The 18,396-nt window shown below is 40.5% G+C and carries 19 protein-coding genes and 4 tRNA genes; 16 read left to right on the top strand and 7 right to left on the bottom strand.

Features of this window, described 5'->3' with window-relative positions:
• The first annotated feature begins 13 nt into the window (after positions 1-13).
• The gene (locus JWG41_RS08560) at positions 14-430 is read left to right on the top strand and encodes an Ig-like domain-containing domain (protein WP_232373882.1); all 417 of its coding nucleotides are present in this window, start codon (positions 14-16) and stop codon (positions 428-430) included.
• Positions 431-554: 124 nt separating this feature from the next.
• Here JWG41_RS08560 and JWG41_RS08555 read toward each other — a convergent pair whose 3' ends face one another.
• On the bottom strand, positions 555-2,702 hold the full coding sequence (locus JWG41_RS08555; RefSeq protein ID WP_205269512.1) for a sodium-translocating pyrophosphatase: 2,148 nt from the start codon (positions 2,700-2,702) through the stop codon (positions 555-557).
• A gap of 70 nt (positions 2,703-2,772) precedes the next feature.
• Here JWG41_RS08555 and JWG41_RS08550 point away from each other — a divergent pair, with 70 nt between their 5' ends.
• Positions 2,773-3,942, top strand: coding sequence for a tetratricopeptide repeat protein (locus JWG41_RS08550; protein WP_205269511.1), 1,170 nt, complete (start codon positions 2,773-2,775; stop codon positions 3,940-3,942).
• A gap of 10 nt (positions 3,943-3,952) precedes the next feature.
• Here JWG41_RS08550 and acs read toward each other — a convergent pair whose 3' ends face one another.
• Complete coding sequence (acs, locus tag JWG41_RS08545; protein WP_205269510.1) at positions 3,953-5,917, bottom strand: acetate--CoA ligase; 1,965 nt, start codon at positions 5,915-5,917, stop codon at positions 3,953-3,955.
• A gap of 83 nt (positions 5,918-6,000) precedes the next feature.
• A complete protein-coding gene (gene folE, locus JWG41_RS08540) occupies positions 6,001-6,552 on the bottom strand; it encodes a GTP cyclohydrolase I FolE (protein ID WP_205269509.1) in 552 nt (183 codons plus the stop codon).
• Positions 6,553-6,702: 150 nt separating this feature from the next.
• Here folE and JWG41_RS08535 point away from each other — a divergent pair, with 150 nt between their 5' ends.
• The 6 genes from JWG41_RS08535 to JWG41_RS08510 all read left to right on the top strand — a co-directional run bounded on the left by JWG41_RS08535 (position 6,703) and on the right by JWG41_RS08510 (position 10,671).
• Complete coding sequence (locus JWG41_RS08535; RefSeq protein WP_232373880.1) at positions 6,703-7,809, top strand: glycosyltransferase family 4 protein; 1,107 nt, start codon at positions 6,703-6,705, stop codon at positions 7,807-7,809.
• A gap of 62 nt (positions 7,810-7,871) precedes the next feature.
• A complete protein-coding gene (locus tag JWG41_RS08530) occupies positions 7,872-8,105 on the top strand; it encodes a (2Fe-2S)-binding protein (protein WP_232373879.1) in 234 nt (77 codons plus the stop codon).
• Positions 8,083-8,556, top strand: a complete 474-nt coding sequence (locus tag JWG41_RS08525; RefSeq protein WP_205269508.1) for a WbuC family cupin fold metalloprotein — start codon at positions 8,083-8,085, stop codon at positions 8,554-8,556. Before JWG41_RS08530 ends, JWG41_RS08525 begins: the two co-directional genes overlap by 23 nt.
• Complete coding sequence (locus tag JWG41_RS08520) at positions 8,553-9,566, top strand: CE1 family esterase (protein ID WP_205269507.1); 1,014 nt, start codon at positions 8,553-8,555, stop codon at positions 9,564-9,566. The genes JWG41_RS08525 and JWG41_RS08520 overlap by 4 nt, the downstream gene beginning before the upstream one ends.
• Positions 9,547-10,425, top strand: coding sequence for an alpha/beta fold hydrolase (locus JWG41_RS08515; RefSeq protein WP_205269506.1), 879 nt, complete (start codon positions 9,547-9,549; stop codon positions 10,423-10,425). Before JWG41_RS08520 ends, JWG41_RS08515 begins: the two co-directional genes overlap by 20 nt.
• Before the next feature lie 45 nt (positions 10,426-10,470).
• Positions 10,471-10,671 carry a YgaP family membrane protein gene (locus JWG41_RS08510; RefSeq protein WP_205269505.1) on the top strand — a complete coding sequence of 67 codons (201 nt, stop codon included), beginning with the start codon at positions 10,471-10,473 and terminating at the stop codon, positions 10,669-10,671.
• A gap of 63 nt (positions 10,672-10,734) precedes the next feature.
• On the opposite strand, the gene JWG41_RS08505 is transcribed toward JWG41_RS08510, so the two are convergent.
• Positions 10,735-11,850, bottom strand: coding sequence for a class I SAM-dependent RNA methyltransferase (locus JWG41_RS08505; protein WP_205269504.1), 1,116 nt, complete (start codon positions 11,848-11,850; stop codon positions 10,735-10,737).
• Positions 11,851-11,920: 70 nt separating this feature from the next.
• On the opposite strand from JWG41_RS08505, the gene JWG41_RS08500 reads away from it, so the two are divergent.
• Positions 11,921-12,004 (top strand) — tRNA-Ser (locus JWG41_RS08500).
• Positions 12,005-12,011: 7 nt separating this feature from the next.
• Positions 12,012-12,098: transfer RNA gene (locus JWG41_RS08495), tRNA-Ser, on the top strand.
• 55 nt (positions 12,099-12,153) lie between these two features.
• Here JWG41_RS08495 and JWG41_RS08490 read toward each other — a convergent pair.
• Positions 12,154-12,330, bottom strand: a complete 177-nt coding sequence (locus JWG41_RS08490; protein WP_205269503.1) for a hypothetical protein — start codon at positions 12,328-12,330, stop codon at positions 12,154-12,156.
• 160 nt (positions 12,331-12,490) lie between these two features.
• On the opposite strand from JWG41_RS08490, the gene JWG41_RS08485 reads away from it, so the two are divergent.
• From JWG41_RS08485 to recR, 6 genes are all read left to right on the top strand, one after another.
• Positions 12,491-12,564, top strand: a tRNA-Arg gene (locus tag JWG41_RS08485).
• Between the two features lies 1 nt (position 12,565).
• Positions 12,566-13,006 carry a nucleoside deaminase gene (locus JWG41_RS08480; RefSeq protein ID WP_205269502.1) on the top strand — a complete coding sequence of 147 codons (441 nt, stop codon included), beginning with the start codon at positions 12,566-12,568 and terminating at the stop codon, positions 13,004-13,006.
• 45 nt (positions 13,007-13,051) lie between these two features.
• Positions 13,052-13,138: transfer RNA gene (locus JWG41_RS08475), tRNA-Ser, on the top strand.
• A gap of 164 nt (positions 13,139-13,302) precedes the next feature.
• Positions 13,303-14,754 carry a DNA polymerase III subunit gamma/tau gene (gene dnaX / locus JWG41_RS08470; protein ID WP_205269501.1) on the top strand — a complete coding sequence of 484 codons (1,452 nt, stop codon included), beginning with the start codon at positions 13,303-13,305 and terminating at the stop codon, positions 14,752-14,754.
• A gap of 15 nt (positions 14,755-14,769) precedes the next feature.
• Entirely contained in the window at positions 14,770-15,141 is a 372-nt protein-coding gene (locus JWG41_RS08465; protein ID WP_205269500.1) for a YbaB/EbfC family nucleoid-associated protein, read from the top strand.
• Entirely contained in the window at positions 15,119-15,727 is a 609-nt protein-coding gene (gene recR, locus JWG41_RS08460) for a recombination mediator RecR (RefSeq protein ID WP_205269499.1), read from the top strand. Before JWG41_RS08465 ends, recR begins: the two co-directional genes overlap by 23 nt.
• 35 nt (positions 15,728-15,762) lie before the next feature.
• Here the strand turns inward: recR and JWG41_RS08455 are convergent, their stop codons facing one another.
• Positions 15,763-17,313 (bottom strand): hypothetical protein, encoded by a 1,551-nt coding sequence (locus JWG41_RS08455; protein ID WP_205269498.1) that lies wholly within the window; start codon positions 17,311-17,313, stop codon positions 15,763-15,765.
• Between the two features lie 5 nt (positions 17,314-17,318).
• On the bottom strand, positions 17,319-18,176 hold the full coding sequence (locus tag JWG41_RS08450; protein ID WP_205269497.1) for a substrate-binding periplasmic protein: 858 nt from the start codon (positions 18,174-18,176) through the stop codon (positions 17,319-17,321).
• Positions 18,177-18,396: the final 220 nt, after the last annotated feature.

Here is an 18,396-nt window from a genome sequence, read left to right as displayed (position 1 = left end):
AGAACCTATGGCTATGTGGAAGAAAATTCGAATCCTAGTTTTGTTTATTTTTTCCTCTTTGGCCTGTATCCCCGAGCCAAGTCCCTCTCTTTTGGGTGTCCTGGTTCTACCCCTTGTGACACAAACCTCGTCTAACTTTACCATTGAATCCACAACTCCAACCGATGGAGCTACAGGGGTTTCGCTGACGCCAACCATCACCATTGTCATGACTCAGGCTCTAGATTCCACTTCCCTCAATACAAATATCAGCTGTACCCCATCCTGCCCTAGTCTCAGCGGCGGTGCCTCTAACCGAACCATTACCCTCACACCGGCAAGTGCACTCATCACTGGAACCACTTACACCATCACTCTCGGTCAAAACATCCAGTCCATATTTGGACTGACTCTTGGCACAAGTACCAGTTTTAGTTTCACTACCTTATAAATAAAAAAGCCGACGTTTCCGCCGGCTCTAGAGTTTCCCTTTTCAGAGATCAAAATATAATATATCAAAAGGAAACTTCCCAAGGAAAGTCTCCTTATCTGAAACAGAATTTGTTTTAATTTTCTTATTTAAAGAAATTTAAAACGATTCCACCTTTTGTTACAAAAAACTCAGCAAACACGAGTGAGGTGATCGCCATAAGTTTAATGAGAATGTTGATCGCAGGTCCAGATGTATCTTTGAATGGATCGCCGACAGTATCACCCACAACCGCAGCTTTGTGTTTTTCAGATCCTTTTCCACCCGCTGTTTTTTCGATGTACTTTTTCGCGTTGTCCCAAGCTCCACCAGAGTTGGCAGAAGAGATCGCAAGAACTACACCTGAAACAAGAGCACCAGCAAGGAGTCCCGCAAGAGACTTCACACCAAACAAATATCCCACAACAATCGGGCTTAAGAGAACCAAAAGACCTGGAGGGATCATTTCACGAAGAGCAGCAGAAGTAGAGATATCGACACACTTAGCATACTCAGGTTTTGCGGTTCCTTCCATAAGACCAGGGATTTCTTTGAATTGGCGACGAACTTCTTTTACCATATCAAGAGCTGCCTTTCCTACAGACTTCATAGTCATCGCAGAAAAGATAAAAGGAAGCATGGCACCAAAAAGAAGACCACCAAAGACTAATGGATCTAAAAGTTCAATCGAAGTGAGGTCAATGGCACCTTCTCCCAATTCTTTAGAAGCATTTTGTGTTCTTGTGATAAAAGCAGCAAATAGAGCAAGGGAAGTTAAAGCCGCAGATCCAATCGCAAAACCTTTTCCAACGGCCGCAGTTGTGTTACCTGCTGCGTCAAGGGTATCCGTTCTGTCACGAACGTCTTTTCCTAGTTCCGCCATCTCTGCAATCCCACCCGCGTTATCGGAAACCGGGCCGTAAGCATCGATCGTAAGACCAATCGCAATTGTGGAGATCATTCCAATCGCTGCGATTGCAATTCCATACATACCCGCAAGGATATTGGAAACAACAATCACGATCACAAGCAGAATTACTGGAACCACAGTCGATTTGTAACCAAGAGCAAGGCCGTAGATAATGTTAGTAGCAGCACCTGTTTCACAAGCATCAGCAACTTCGCGCACTGGTTTGTAAGAATGAGAAGTATAAATCTCAGTGATCCAACCAATGAACATACCAGCAAACAAACCTAATGCGACGGAAGTATAAACATTCCATTTAGTGATGGTTTTGTCTGCAATTTGGAAACTATCGATCATAAAGATGTCAGTTACAAAGTAAAGAGCAGCCGCTACGATGAATGTGGAGATCCAAAGTTGGAATTTTAATACTCTCTCTACGTTTCCATTTTCTTTTACGCGAGCAAAGAAAGTAGTGATAAGAGAAGCAGGGATTCCAATCGCAGAAATTAAAAGAGGATAGAGTAAAGCAGAGTTGTTGTCTGCAAGGGCTGATGCCGTAGCACCAATCACGAGAGCAGCACAAGTTGCTTCGGCAGCAGAGCCAAAAAGGTCGGCACCCATACCAGCGATATCACCTACGTTGTCTCCCACGTTATCAGCAATAGTTGCTGGGTTTCTTGGATCATCTTCTGGAATTCCTTTTTCTACCTTTCCTACAAGGTCAGCACCAACGTCAGCGGCTTTGGTATAAATACCACCACCCACACGACCAAAAAGTGCTACAGAAGATCCACCGAGACCAAAACCTGCAAGTGATTCCATAAGGATGTGTTTGGCAACACCTACGTTTGTTCCTGTGAATAGAAGGAAAAGTCCAATCATACCAAGAACAGCCAAACCAATCAGTCCAAAACCCATAACGGCTCCAGAGTCATAAGCCACTCGGAATGCTTTGGAAAGAGAAGTTTTTGCTGCTTCCGCAGTGCGAACGTTACCTGCAGTCGCAATCTTCATTCCGATAAAACCAGAAAGGCAAGAAATGAGGGCACCCGATACAAAAGCAACGGCAGTGTAAATCCCTTCGTTGAACTCTGTCTTTGGATTGTCCAAAAGTAAATAGATGAGAACAGTCATGAAACTGATAAATAGCAAAATGACTCGGTATTCTCGAAGCAGGAAGGCCATAGCCCCTTCTGCGATCGCAGCGGAGATTTCTTTTAGTTTTGCAGTTTCTTTTACGTCCCCACCGCCTGCGCCCACTTGGATGCGAACCACCCGAGCTGCGTAGAATATCGCCGTGGCAATGGAAACAAGCGCCATGACGATGATGATTAACTCTACATTCATGAGATCCTCTTTGAGATTGTTTTTTTGAATTTCTAAGATTATTTAGAAGATGACCGATGAGAATCCATAGATGATACTTCGGTCTAGGAGAATATGGCAATTTGGTGTTCTGGTAACAAGTCTATTTCTCGTTTCCAAGCCAAATTTAGCACAAACAGAGGTTCTGAACCCCGTTAAGGCCTTGTACGGTTATGAAGATCTATTGCGAATGGCTGAGGACAAAATTGTCCAAGAAACTCCCGCCAAGGCCTTCGATTTTCTCATCAAAGCCAAAGAATTAAATCCAGATCCTGATTATCGCTACTACAATTTGTCCGCAAGAGCTCATATCAAACTCGGCCAGCTCTTCGATGGAATCCATGCCTACGAAGAATCGGTCAAAAAGAAAAACGACCAACTTGATTTGGTTTTGTACATTGCTGATTTTTATGAAAAGGAAAGAAAACCAAAAGAGGCATTGTTCTATACCAAATTGTATTTAGAACAAAAACCAAATGCAAAGTACAGATTGTATACAGCCGCAATTCTTGCTCGCCAGTTGGGACTCGAATCAGAATACGAAAGTTATTTTCAAAAATTAGAATCAGACAAAACCTTTGTTTCTGAAAAGGATGCCCTCCAAACAAGCCTCCAAAAAAATATCAAAAACAAAAAGTGGAAGGAAGCAGATGATTTGAGTTTACGGTACTTAGTGTACTTTCCTCGTGAAGAAGGTATGTATGAAACTTTGATCTTGGCGCGAAGGGGAAGACAATCCGAACTTTTAGAACAAGCCTACCAATGGACAACCACTGTATTTTTAACCGAAACGAGATACTTCACGCGTTATGGAGTCTATCTCCAAGAAAAACAAAGATACCTAGAAGCTTTGTCCTTATTTCGCCGAGGGTTTTATAATTTATTAAAATTCTATCCTGATTCCGATGCGGGTGAACTTTTATTTCTCATTCGCCAAAGTTATGCGAATCTCGGTAAAGATAGAGATACTCTTGCGATTGATTCTCTTGTCAAAGACTTTCAAAACCAAAAAAAAATCACTGCTACAGAACTAGAAAACCACCAAACGACTTATCGTAAAAACAGAGAGTATTTACTATTTTGTATTCACTGGTTTTCTAAACGAGATACAGCAAAAGCCAACGAATATAGGCAAAGGTTAAAAGATCGCGATATGGAGTTCGAAGAATCAGAATTCCTGCGAGTGATGGGCGTTTTTTCCACCCTCCCGCAGGATCTTTAGAAAATATTTCTTAGCTATGAAACTTTTTCTTATCATCAATTAACGACTGTACGACGGACGGATCGGCAAGAGTGCTGATGTCTCCCAATGTATCAAATTCGTTATTGGCGATCTTTCTTAAAATTCGGCGCATGATTTTACCCGAGCGAGTTTTAGGAAGTCCCGGTGCCCAGTGGATCACTTCTGGTCTTGCAATTTTTCCGATCACCTTTTCTACCATAGCAATCAGTTCTTTTTTTAATACATCGTTTGTCGTCACACCTTGTTTCACAGTGACATAGGCATAAATTCCCTGGCCCTTGATATCATGTGGAAATCCCACAACGGCTGCTTCGGCTACGGATTTATGTTCTACAAGAGCACTTTCCACTTCGGCCGAACCGATACGGTGGCCCGAAACATTGAGTACATCGTCGACTCTTCCTGTTATGCGAAAATATCCATCCTTGTCTTTGTTGGCCCCATCCCCAGTGAAGTAGTAACCTTTGAATTGAGAAAAGTAGGTATCAAAGAATCGTTTGGGATCTCCATACACTTCTCGCATCATCGAAGGCCAAGGTTTGGCAATACAAAGGTTTCCAGAAATTTCTCCTTTGCCTTTGACTTCCACACCTTCATTGTCCACAAGAACTGGTTGGATTCCATAAAATGGCCAACTCGCCGAACCTGGTTTTTGCGGAATCGCACCCGGAACTCCCGAGATCATAATGGACCCAGTTTCCGTTTGCCACCAAGTATCTACGATCGGACATTTTGATTTTCCAATATTGGTATGATACCATTCCCAAGCCTCAGGATTGATGGGTTCCCCCACAGATCCAAGAAGTCGCAAAGAAGCTAATGACCTTTTTTTAATATGATCAATCCCTTCTCGCATCAGCGCGCGAATCGCCGTCGGTGCCGTATAAAATACAGTGACTTTGTATTTATCAATCACATCCCAGAAACGGCCGGCATCGGGATAACTGGGAACTCCTTCAAACATAAGCGAAGTGGCTCCATTGGATAAAGGTCCATAGAGAATATAACTGTGCCCGGTGATCCAACCAATGTCTGCCGTACACCAGTATGTATCTGTTTCTTTGTAATCAAAAATAGTCGCAAAGGTAAGATTGGCACCGAGTAGATATCCAGCCGTTGTATGAAGAACCCCTTTTGGTTTTCCAGTCGAGCCGGAAGTATAAAGGATAAATAGTGGGTCTTCCGAATCCATCGCAACAGGAGGGCATTCTTTTTTGACATCCGCCTCTTTCATCAAGTAGTGGTACCAGTGGTCCCTACCTTCTTTCCAATTTAGATTTCCTTCGTCGCCCGTTCGCTTAACAACAATTACATCTTTTACACTGACTTTCGTTTGTTCCAAAGCCGCATCCACATTTTTCTTCAGCTCAATGGGTTTCCCACCTCGGTATCCACCATCTGCAGTAATGACGAGAGTTGGTTTACAATCTTCAATGCGACCAAGGAGTGCCTCAGGTGAAAATCCACCAAACACAACCGAATGGACGGCACCCACACGAGTACAGGCGAGAGTCACAATGGCAAGTTCTGGAATCATAGGGAGATAAATGAGAACCCGGTCTCCCTTTTTTACATGGAACTTCTTTAGAACGTTTGCAAAATAATTTACCTCGCGGTGGAGGTCGTGGTAAGTTAAAACTTTAGATTCATCCGGGTTGTCCCCTTCCCAAATGAGAGCCGCTTTGTTCCTGAGTGGGGAATCTAGATGTCTGTCTAAACAATTATAAGAGACGTTGAGTTTGCCACCGACAAACCATTCGACTTTTGCTTTAGCAAAATCGTGTTTGAGAACCTTTGTCCATTTTTTAAACCATGTTAGGCGTTTTGCTTGTTCAGCCCAAAATTTTTCCGGCTTTTCTATGGATTCTTTATATTTGGCTTTGTATTCTTTTAAGCTAACGTTTGCAAGTTTGGTGAAGTCTTTGGACGGTGCCACAATTCTTTCTTTCGGCATAGGTTCCCTCTAGAGAAAGAAGACTGGACTTTTTTTGAAAAAAGTCCAGCATGAATCTGAAAAATGGAATTTAAAAAATGAACTTAGTGGGAACCGGTTCGGATTAAATCCAAAAACTCACTTCGGGTGGTGGGATCTGATTTAAATAGACCGAGTAGGCTAGAAGTAAACAGTTCTGAGTTTTGTTTTTCCACACCGCGCATCATCATACATAAATGTTTGGCTTTAATGACAACACCCACACCGAGTGGATCCAAAGTTTCTTGGATGGCTTGTGCAATTTGGTCGGTTAGGCGCTCCTGAACTTGCAATCGGCGCGCAAACACGTCTACAATTCTTGGAATTTTGCTAATTCCAATGATTTTCTTATTGGGGATGTAAGCAACATGGGCCCTTCCATAAAAAGGAAGCAGGTGGTGTTCGCAGAGAGAATACATTTCGATATCTCTTACGAGAACCATCCCTGTTGTATTCTCTTCGAAGATAGCTCCGTTTACAATTTGGTTCAAATCGGCTTTATACCCACTCGTCAAAAAGTCATAAGCCTTTTTCACTCGACTGGGAGTTTTTGTAAGACCCTCTCTAGTGGGATCTTCACCGATTTGTTTTAGGATTTCTTCGATTAAGTTTTCCATCCGATTCCTTTTACAGATATGTTCCTTGTGAACCTGTGTTTCAAATTATGAATGCAGAATATTCACTACCAATTTGACTAGACTGGACTGATAAGGAAAAGACACATTTCCTTTTTTTAATTTAATTCTAAAGGACATAATTTAGATCCAATGCGGCAAAAAATTGGTTACGATGCACGGATGATCGAAAATTCGGGGATTGGGATTCGTATCCAACATATTTTAAAGTTTTGGCCTCTATCTCCGCAAACCGCCGATTTATTTATCTTTGGAGACCCCGTCGTTTTAAAAAAATACGATCTCCCGAGAACCGCCCAAATCATCGAATATAAAACCAGTATCTATTCCCCTAAAGAATTTTTAGGTCATCCTAGGATGGCGGAAATGGATATTTTAGACATCCCCCATTTCAATATTCCTTTTCCTTACATTAGAAAGTGTATCGTAACCATCCACGATCTCATTCCTTACCATTTCAAAGCCGCCCATAGTTCTCTCGTGAAACGAGTGTATATGCAAATTGTATTTCGCTTAATCCAATGGTTTGCCTTAAAAATCGTTACTGTTTCTGAGTACACCAAACAAGACTTAGTGCAATCCTTTGGGTATTCGGAAGATAAGGTTTCTGTGATTTATAACGGAATCGATTTAAAAAACTTTTTAAAACAAAGTCCGACCAAACTCTCTCAATTTAGAAAAAAACATAAATTGCCCAAATCGTATTTATTCACTGTGGGAATTGGAAAAACACATAAGAATTTTCCGTTTTTATTATCCAATTTGGAAGTATTATGGGCAAACAAAGAATTGAGTTTGCCTTTGGTTGTCGGTGGACTGAGCAAAGAAATTCCAGAAGAGTTTTTAAAATTTCAAAAGAAGTATCCAGATAAAATTTACTTTTTATCGCATCTGCCTTATGCAGAACTTCCTCTTGCCTACCAAGCAGCAGAGCTATTTCTCTATCCCTCACTCTTTGAAGGATTTGGATTTCCTGTTTTGGAAGCACAAGCGGTAGGAACTCCCGTTTTTTCTTCCAACGCCAGTGTTTTGCCAGAAGTCTTAGGAACGAGTTACGAACCTTTTGATCCCAAAGATCCTTCTTCCTTTCAAAAGAAACTTCTCTCTTTATTAAAAGATTCGAAAAGACAAAAGGAACTGAAAGCTCTGGGTGAGAAAAATGCCAAACGTTTCCAATGGAAATCGGCCATCGAAAATCTAAATTACGTCTACCAAGCGCTTCCGAAATTAAAAACTTAAGAAAATCACGGCCAATTCCCTCTTTTCTAATAAAAATGCCTTAGAAAGACTAAAAAAAATTCTTGTCGTACCATCCGGAAACTCCGAGACTGATTCTCAGAACCATGATCAAGTGTCACTGCGCAGAAGTTTTCTTTGAATCTATCTTAAATGTTGTCAAAGAATCCCATCGCCCTATACTAGAAGTCGCCCGCGAGATGGGAGCGGCTGATACTTGTACGGCTTGTGTTCCGGATATGTTAGCCTTCATCGAGCAGGAATTGGAAGGTCAACTTGCAGGAAATACAAATCATTGATTCCGACCTAATCGGATCACTCGTCAAAAAAGCCCAAACCGCCGAAAGAAAACGCACCAATCATAACTTCCATGCAGAATCGGAAGTCTACCAAAGGTTTCTTAACGTTCTTTCTAAAAATACATACATTCCACCTCACAGACATTTGTCGGATCCCAAACCGGAAACCTTTGTGGTTCTCGAAGGCGAAATTGGTTTTTTAATTTTCAAAGAAAACGGAGAGATTCAGGAATCTCACAAACTTTCGGCCAGTGGTCCTAAACGAGGCATTGATCTCCAGCCCGGTGTTTGGCATAGTCTGGTTTGTTTGTCGGAGAATGCTGTTTGTTTTGAAGGGAAGTCTGGTCCCTATGATCCCACTGTGGATAAAGAATTCCATCCCCACTACCCACTCGAAGGCGATCCAAAAGTAAAAGACACGATCACTTGGTATGAATCGTTGTTTCTATGAATTGGATTTCTCTAACTAGAAAATTATATCCAATCCTACTAATGGTTTCCTTTTCTTTTTTTTGTAAGTCCCTTCCTTCCTTTGTTCCTGTAAAAGAACACAAGACGGAATCCATTTCTTCGGATGGAATTGTACGCACCTTTCGTTATTACGTTCCCAAACAAATCAAAGAAAGCCGTTTGCCTGTAATCTTCCTTTTACACGGCGGTGGCGGTAGTGGCGAAGGAATGATTTACCTGACTCGTATGTCTGAAAAAGCAGAAGAGTATGGTTTTATCGCAGTGTATCCAGATGGTTATGGCAATCGTTGGAATGATGGTAGAAAAATATCCCATTCTCTCACAGACAAACGAAACACAAATGATGTGGAATTCTTTCGGGATATGATTCGTTTTATTGATAAAGAAATTCCTGTTGATTACAACCGAATCCATGCTGCCGGAATTTCCAATGGTGGATTTATGACGCAGCGTCTGTTATGCGAAGCTGATGATTTATTCAGCTCTGGTTATTCGATAGCTGCTGTCACTTCGAAAGGAATCAAAGATCTTTGTAATCCTCCGCCGCGTAAATCGATCGGTTTTATCATGGGAACCTCAGATGATGTTGTGCCTTATTTGGGAGGAACCGTTTCCATTCCTTCGGATCCAAGTCCCAATGCAAAAAGGATTCCAGCAGGTGATGTGTTATCTTACTTAGAATCCTTAGAATTTTGGAGTTCTAATTTCTCCTGCAAAGAAGAAACAAAATCCAAAAAAAGACATTTGAACAAATTCTGGAAACGCGATATCCAATACACACAGGTTACCGATTGCCAATCAGACGAAAAGGTAGAAGGGTATTTGATTCCAGGTGGGGGCCATATCTGGCCCAATGGATTTTTTTACCAAAATGAAAAACAATACGGTTACTTAAGTAAGGACTTGGATACAAGGGAAATTGTGTTACAATTCTTTCGAACGACCAATAGAAAAGATAAGTTGGTAAACAATGCACCACTCGGAAATTAGAAACTCATCCAGCGTATTTACCACTTTAGAAACAGGATCAGGAGATCCCGTCCTTTTCCTTCACGGTTTTCCTGATAACCATAAAACCTTCGCTCCGATTATGGAGCCAATAGGAAAAAAAGGGTTTCAATGCATTGCACCTGTTATGCGAGGCTACGAACCTTCGACCATATCCCATGCTCATAAATTACATGTGGTAGATCTTGTGGATGATATCCTGGGTTGGATGGATGACAGAAGGTGGGATTCGGTGCATTTAGTCGGACATAACTGGGGATCTGTGATTGCTTTTGCAGCCGGAATGTACTATCCCAATCGAATCAAATCCATCACAAGCCTTGGAGTTCCACTTTTGCGTACTTACCAAGATTCATTTTTTTGGGCACCCCAACAAACCATCCATTCTTGGTATGTGGTTCTATTCCAAATTCCTTTTCTAGCAGAGTTGACCATTCGTTCCAATGGGTTTGCTTTGGTGGATTATTTATGGAAAGATTGGTCGCCAGGATACACTCCCAACCAGGATCACTTAGCAGAGATTAAAGCTAACTTTCAAAATCCAGGAATTTTATCTTCGGCCCTCGCTTACTATCGCAATTTAAACGATTTATTTACTGAGTCGGGAAGAGAAAGTATTTTAGGAATCTTAGATTCACAAATAACCGTTCCCACACAGATTCTTTACGGATTAAATGATGGTTGTTTTCATAAAAATATGTTCGAACATCTGTTAGATGAAAAAGACTTTCCATGTGGATTCCGTAAAATTGGTTTTGATCATGCGGGCCACTTTCTTCATTGGGAAAAAAGAGAAGAAGTAACTAAGCTCATTTTAGAATGGTTACAAATTAATAAATAAGAATCGATTCAGTTTCTTTCGTCCTATCTATCTAGGAGATTGGATATGTTTCAAAATATGGGTCTTTATGACAGAATCATTCGAGTGGTCGTTGGTTTGATATTAGGTGGTTTGTATTTGGGTGGAGTCGTTGAGGGAACAACGGCACTGGTTCTTTTTGGAATTGGTCTTGTGATGATTGCAACCTCTACCATCGGATTTTGTCCAGCTTACCTTCCTTTCAAATTTACAACCAAAGAAAAATAACTAAAACCTTTCGGTAGAAAAACAAACTCACAAATTTAACTTTGTGAGTTCTGTGTTTACTTCTTACTTTTTCAAACTCACTAAAACTTCGTAGTGTTGTGTTCTTGGAAAAAAATCAAACAAACCGATATAATTCAATCGATAACCAATGGCTTCTAATCTAGTAATATCTCGTTTGAGTGTACTCGGATTGCAGCTTGAATAAATGATTTGTTTCGGCGAAAACATAGAGGCCGATGCAACGATTCCTTCGGATAGGCCAGCCCTCGGTGGATTCACAATCCAAATCGGAAATTTTGCCACGTGTTTGGGTAAATGTTTTTGGTATAAATCGCTGACTTCATACTCAAACTGCAAAGCATTGTTTGCCTTTGCATTTTCTTTTGCAAACCGAATGCTCTTTTCGTGAGATTCAATTCCATACAAAGATTCAATTTTTTCCCGAATCGAAATTCCAATGGTTCCACATCCGCAAAATAGTTCTAAAATATTGGCAGAATCTGGTAACAGGGTTTTGATTTTTTCAAGCCAAGGTTCTATTAAAAACCTGTTGATCTGAAAAAATCCGCGTTCCGGGACTTTTAATTTGGTATTAAAAATACTGATTTCAGTTTGGTCTCTTTCATAATTCACAACCGACTTTGTAGAAAGGCGTAGTTGGATGGATTTATTTTTAGATACCGATTTTTGGAGACCGGCGGGAACCATATCCCATAACAAACGTTTATCGACTGTTTTACAAACGGAATTTGATTCTTTGACAATTCGGTGGGTGTTTTTTGAAAAATATCCAATTTCTCTACCGTTCGATTGCCACTGCACATTGTTTCGGTATTCGTTTTCGGGGCCTGTGACAACTTGCACTTTGCCTTTCCACTTAGGAAACATTGCTTCCAAGAGGGAGGTTTTGATTTCTAACTCATCTTTGTAGGAAATATGGCGATAACTGCATCCACCACAATCCATAAACACAGAACAATCAGAAGGAATCCTGTTTTCCGAGGCTTCAATGACTTCGGAAACGGAACCAAACCATTCTTTGTTTCCTGTTTTATAAAGACTTATGTCTACCAATTCACCAGGCAATCCACCCTCAACGAAGACGGCATGTCCCTCATGGTGTGCTAAACAGAAACCACCATTGACCCACTTTTCTAGTTTTATACGCAACTTTTCCATTCTCTAGAACCATTCATTGAATATTCATTTGACACTGCACTCGCATTTAACATAACGGATAGGTACTCTTGGAGAAGTGGCTGAGTGGTCTAAAGCAGCGGTCTTGAAAACCGTCGTGGTAATCCCACCGTGGGTTCGAATCCTACCTTCTCCGAGTCGCTGGAGACGTGCCTGAGTGGCCGAAAGGAGCGGTTTGCTAAACCGTCGTACGAGCAATCGTACCCAGGGTTCGAATCCCTGCGTCTCCGTTGTTACCGTCATGAATACCACCCAAATCAAAGACAAATTACAAAAAATACAGGCCTACTTAGTCACTGACGAAGCCGCAAAAATTTTTGCAGTATTACCTTTGTATTTCTCTTGGGTTCCGGTATTTACTTGGAAACGAAGCAATCCAGCATTTGTAACTGTTTGTTTGTACTCGGCAGTTAATACTTGTTTGTTCTTACTTGGATTGTTATTTGCCCAAGCTGTTTCCATTCTGCCTTTCGTTGGCCTCTATTTCGCTGCCACCATCCATCTGCTTTCCGTACTACTTTATCTAGGAATTTCTGGATTTTTGATTTACTCCATCCGTTTGAAAAAAACCATAGAGATACCCGTTCTTTTGGACTGGGTAAAAGTGCTTCAAGCATTCATCGCGCCCATAGCTCAACTGGATAGAGTATCTGACTACGGATCAGAAGGTTAGAGGTTCAAATCCTCTTGGGCGCAAGTGGAAGCATTCGACTCGTTTTTAAAGCGATACTCGAAAGCAGTTTCTGACCATCCAAACGAAATTCCCTCCTATTCTGAAATCATCACAAAAGATGGAACTCTTCTTTCCACTGCCTTTAATTCCGTCGAACAAACATTAAACCCTACAAAACATAGTGAAATCTTAGCGATTGAAGATGCCCTTTCCAAAATAGAAGGGCGTTATCTTACCGATTCCATTTTAATTACCGCTTTAGAGCCCTGTCTCCTTTGTGCCGGTGCTATCTTACGAGTGAAAATTCCCGAAGTGGTATATTTTGTTCCAGCAAAACCGGGAGAAGGAATTTCTTCCTACACAACCGAGTCCATTTATCTATTGAATCACTTTCCAAAGTGTACCCTCATTCCAAGATCCCACATAAAATTTGAATTTCTTAGTTTTTTCAAAGAGAAAAGGTAGAATTCTTACGACCGTTTCTTTTTATGGAAGCCAGTAGAAACCATTGGAGAGATGTCAGAGTGGTCTATTGTGCATGCTTGGAAAGCATGTGTGCCAAAAGCACCCCGGGTTCGAATCCCGGTCTCTCCGCCAGGTTTCCCTCACCCTTCCCAAAATTTTTCCCATTCACTAAGTCGCTTCTCTCTGCAAAATATCGATTGCATCGATAAATATTTCATTGCATCCAACAAACGAAATTACAAGATCAAAGTGATTCACAAATTTTCCATTTCATATCCTTTTTGACACGGACTTACATGAGCGAAAACCACCAAGTACTCTTTCGAAAATACAGACCTCAATTCTTTCGCGATGTCATTTACCAAGACCTTGCCGTTGGTTCTTTACAAAATGCATTTAAGTCAAAAAAGATCGGTCACGCCTATATTTTCATTGGCCCTCGTGGGGTCGGTAAAACCACCATCGCAAGAATTCTAGCCAAACGTTTAAATTGTGAAAGGCCTGACGGAGTCGAACCTTGTAATGAATGTACGTCTTGTTTGGAGATTACCAAAGGAAATTCAAATGACGTATTTGAGATCGATGCAGCCTCCAATAGTGGTGTCGATAATATCCGAGAACTACGCGAAAATGTAAAATTCAATGCGATGGGTGGAAAGTACCGAGTTTATATTTTAGACGAGGTACATATGTTAAGCGGGGCTGCATTTAATGCTCTGCTCAAAACATTGGAAGAACCTCCCGCCCATGTTGTTTTTATTTTAGCAACCACCGAATATCATAAAATTCCCGAAACCATTCTCTCTCGTTGCCAAGACTTTCACTTTAGAAAAGTACCTGTCACAGCATTACAAAACTATATTGAAACACTTTGCGAAAAAGAAGGTCTGAAATACGATTCCGAAGGATTATTCTGGATCGCCAAAAAAGGGGACGGTTCTGTTCGGGATACACTGTCATTTATGGAACAAGCAGTAATTTTCACGGATGGAAATTTAACCGGCGCCAAACTTCGAAAAATGATCGGGTATCATGGGATTGATACCTTTACCGATTTTTTAAACCAACTAGTTGATTCTTCACAAAGTGCACAAATTTTTGAAACACTCGAAAACCTTTTCCAAGCAGGAATTGACTTAAGTAAATTTGTTTGGGACTTCGTAGAATTTCTAAATTCCCTTCTCCTCATCAAAGACAATTTAGCAGATAGGGAATCGATCAACATTCCGCAGGAAGATTTACAAAAACTAAAACAGAACTATCGCGATTTAGATCGTGAGGTTTTAGTTTTACTCGCGGAACGGATTTTTTCCATCCACGAAAAATTGAATCTAATGAAACTTCGTAGCTCTTACGAAATGAAAGTGTATTTAGAAATTCAATTTCGTAAATTGATCTTGGATCGTGAAAAACCAAGTGTATCTGGATTGTTGGCGAAAATCTCAGAGCTCACCAAACTTGTCCAAGGTGATATTTCTCATCTTCCTGAAAATTTGGAACTTCCGAAAAAACTACCAACTCCTGTGCCTACACCAGTTTCACAAAAACCAGAACCAGTGCAGACCGTAGTAGAAAAACCAAAACAGAACATTGAACTAGATACCAAACCGAATCCTCCAAAACAAGAACCGGCACCAACGCCCAAACCTGCACCACAGAACCCAGCATCAGCAGAGGATATGGAAAAACTTTTGAAAGAAAAGTTCTCCGGTATGGAAGTAGACCCCAACCAATTTAAGAATTTATAAGTCCAAAAGGTAGATATGGGAATTTTTGAGCAAATGAAACAAATGCGAGAGGCTTTCTCGCAACTTGGGAATATCAAAGAGAAACAAGAGGAACTTGCGAAACGACTCGCACAGATCCGAGTCTCCGCATCAGCTGGTGCCGGAATGGTAGAAGTGGCTGCCTCTGCCGATGGCACTCTCACGAATCTCAATATCAATCCGATCATGTTCAATGCAGATGATAAAAAAATGTTAGAGGATTTGATTCTCTCTGCTACAAACGAAGTACAAAGAAAAGCCAAAGAAACCATGGCCCATGAAATGAAAAATGTCCTCGGCTTCAACCCAAGTGATTTTGAAGGTGTTTTCAACCAGCTGCAAAAGGATGGAGGATTCCCACCTGTCTGATCCACAATTCCAAAAATTAATTCAATCCTTTTCTAGCCTTCCCGGTATTGGGAAAAAAAGTGCGACAAGAATTGGATTTCACGTTCTACGTATGGATCCTTCCTCCTTCCGAGCTTGGCTTTCCAATATCGAAGAAGCCAAAGCCAAACTACGATTTTGTGATGAATGTGGAGGACTTACTGAAGATCCTGTTTGTTCTATCTGTTTGTCAGATCGAAGGGACAATGGAATCCTCTGCGTTGTAGAACAACCGGAAGATATTTTCTTTATCGAGAACACAAAAGAATACGCAGGCAAATATCATGTACTCAATGGTGCGATCTCTCCATTGGATGGGATTGGTCCTGACCAATTACGAATTCATCAATTGATGAATCGACTGGAAGATGGAGGAGTGAGGGAAGTCCTCATCGCGACGAACCCCACACTTGAAGGAGATGCGACAGCTTCTTATCTTTCTACAGTGATCAAACCAATGGAAATTAAAATCACAAGAATTGCCCATGGAATCACTATCGGTGGAACTTTAGAATATTCCGACCAATACACTCTAGGCAAAGCAATCAAATCGAGACTAACACTATAACATTAGAATTTCAATGAACGAAAAATAGGTTCGTTTTAGAATCGATGTTCAAACACGATAAATGCTTCTCTAAGCACTCGTCCGTATTTGGAATCTAACAAAACAAATAGAGCATCACCCGCGACAAAGTAACCAGATCGGAAAATGATCTGGAAGTCTGAGGTTACGTTATAACGAATATTGAAATTGTATTCCATACCCATATAAGTGGATGTTCTATATCCATTGAGTTCACTAAACTCGCGATTGATTCGAATCTCTGGCGATTTTGTTGCCCACAACTGATAATAACCCAAAGTAAATTGGTAAGGACCAAAAGCAATGATGTTGGAATAAAACCCATACTCATTCAATCCCGAAAAACTAGAACCATTGAATAATGCATAACCACCGGTAAAGTCTGTCGCAATGTTAGAAATTGAAAACCCGGGAGCCAAAGTTCGGTATCCATTGCCCTTTAAATTGGCTTCATGTCCGTTTTCATCATAACCAGGTCGTCCTGTTGTCCCAAGAGCAATCAAATTAAAGTTAAGCGATTCGCTCCAGCGGTATGTAAATTGAAAATCATACATTCCACCTTTTACAAAATGCCTGCGTGTCGTATTATAAATCGTGACATCGTTCGTATCTGTTACAGCGCGTAATTTTTTAACTGTTCCCGTGTTTAAAATTCCATGAACGATAAATGAGAACTTTTGAAAATTGAACTCGTTATGCATTCCATACCAAGCAAGTCTTGCGGTTTCATTATCTGATTTGTCATTATCATCTAAAAAATAAGCATACACTTCATTGCGAATATTACGAAAATATTCAAATTTCAATCTGTTATAATAAATGTTAGAACTCTGATAATTTTTATCAGCGAATCCATTTTTATCAACGTCCATAAAACTCTGATCGCGGGCTCTTAAAATCCCACCTTCAAGAGAAAGTCGTAAAAATTGAAAATTTTTGAGAATACTAACGCCAGTTCCTGTAGAAAACAAAACACGACCTTGAGCAGAACTAAAAAGCTGTTGTCCCACTTTGATAAAAAGTCCCGATTCAGGAATTCTAAAGTTTAAATATAAAAAGTTTGTTTGGACGTTGACGGCTGCAGTTCGACCTCGTTCTCCACCGGAACCTGGACCAACCAACCCAGGATCAAAACCATCAGGTCCTGTGGCCCGTAAACCCTTACCACCAAACGGAATATCACCAACTTGCATTCCCCAAACCCCTTCCACATATTTGTTTGCGGAGAAACTCATATTGTAGAGAAAACGAGAATCGTAATAACTTACATCCTCCTTCCTACGAGTGATTTGACTTGGTAAGCCCTGTTGTCTTCTTTCTAAATCTGACTGTATGGTTTGTTGTTCCGTTTGTTGACGCTCTGTATTTTCCTTTTCTAAATTATTGATTGGGGTTACGGGGGTTTTCCTTTCTAATAAAACATCACGTCCCACGTTTGTGGCACGGACACGAAAGGAACCATTAAAATTCATAAAGGTTCTTTGTGATTCTTCTTCTTGCGAAAATAAAAATCCAAAAGGTATAAAAATAAAAACCAAACAGATAGAAGAAAAATTTCGAAACGTCATTGATGTTATTCTTTTTTAACCCATTGGTTGGATTTGAAATACTTATTGATCAAAACTTGAATTTTACCTGTACGTTTGAGTTCTTTGATGAAAAAATTTAAATTATAAAGGAATTCTACATCTCGTTTGGCAGTTGCCATACTGATATGATCTTCCTGCACCACTCCCAAAATGGGTAAGTAGTTCGCCCTTAAGGATGAATCTTTTTGTAACAAAGCCTGAATGTAAAATGAATCTGCAACGAATGCATTTACATTGTTTTTCTTTAATTCATTCAGTGCCGCTTCATTTGTAAAATAAGAGAAAATTTGAGCTTTCGGAAAAGCCTCTCTCAAAAATTGATGATTAGAACTATTAGCAAGCACGGAATACGAAATTCCCGTAATGTTTGTTAGGTCATTTAAATTACGGAACAATTGGACTGTTACAATTTGTCCCTCAGGTTCTGGGGGAAGGGCTGTCCGATTGACTAAAGCTGCAGGTGTTGAAATTAAATAGGGATCTGTGAAGTAAACATCTCTAAAGCGATTGATGGAAGAAGAAAGCCCCGCCATAGCAATCTGTGTATCCCCTTTCTCTAACATCCTTGCATGTTGATCGAAAGTGCGAAGAGGAATGATTTTGAGATCTACATCCAGAAACTTTGCATATTCCTGCGCCAATTCCACATCCAAACCAGGAAAATTGGGATTGGGGTTTTCAATATAAAACGGATCGTAAAATTCATTTACCGAAACTGTAAGAGTTTTTGTTTTTTTAATTTTTTCTAAAACCTGACTCGGCTCTCCGGAAAGGGAAACAGAGAGAAAAAAAACTAAAATGGAAACAAACCCAAAATACTGGATCCGAAGAAGAGGCAACATCCCCATTACCTTTTCTTCGGAAATAGAAACGGCAAGGAAAAATTAAGGATCGATCAGTACAAATTCTGTTCTTCGATTTTTTTTGGACGAAGTCTCATCTGTCCCTTGAACCATCGGCTGTGTTGGCCCTTTTCCATCCGTCGCCAAACAAGAAAATCTGGTGCAAAAGAAACTAGAGGAAACAAAAAAAATCTCGTTGGATTCGGTATACTTTGAACGG

This window comes from Leptospira chreensis, from assembly GCF_016919165.1.
Classification (GTDB): Bacteria; Spirochaetota; Leptospiria; order Leptospirales; family Leptospiraceae; genus Leptospira_A; species Leptospira_A chreensis.
Note: the sequence above shows the minus strand (reverse complement) of the source record. Positions and strands in the feature narration are given on the sequence as shown.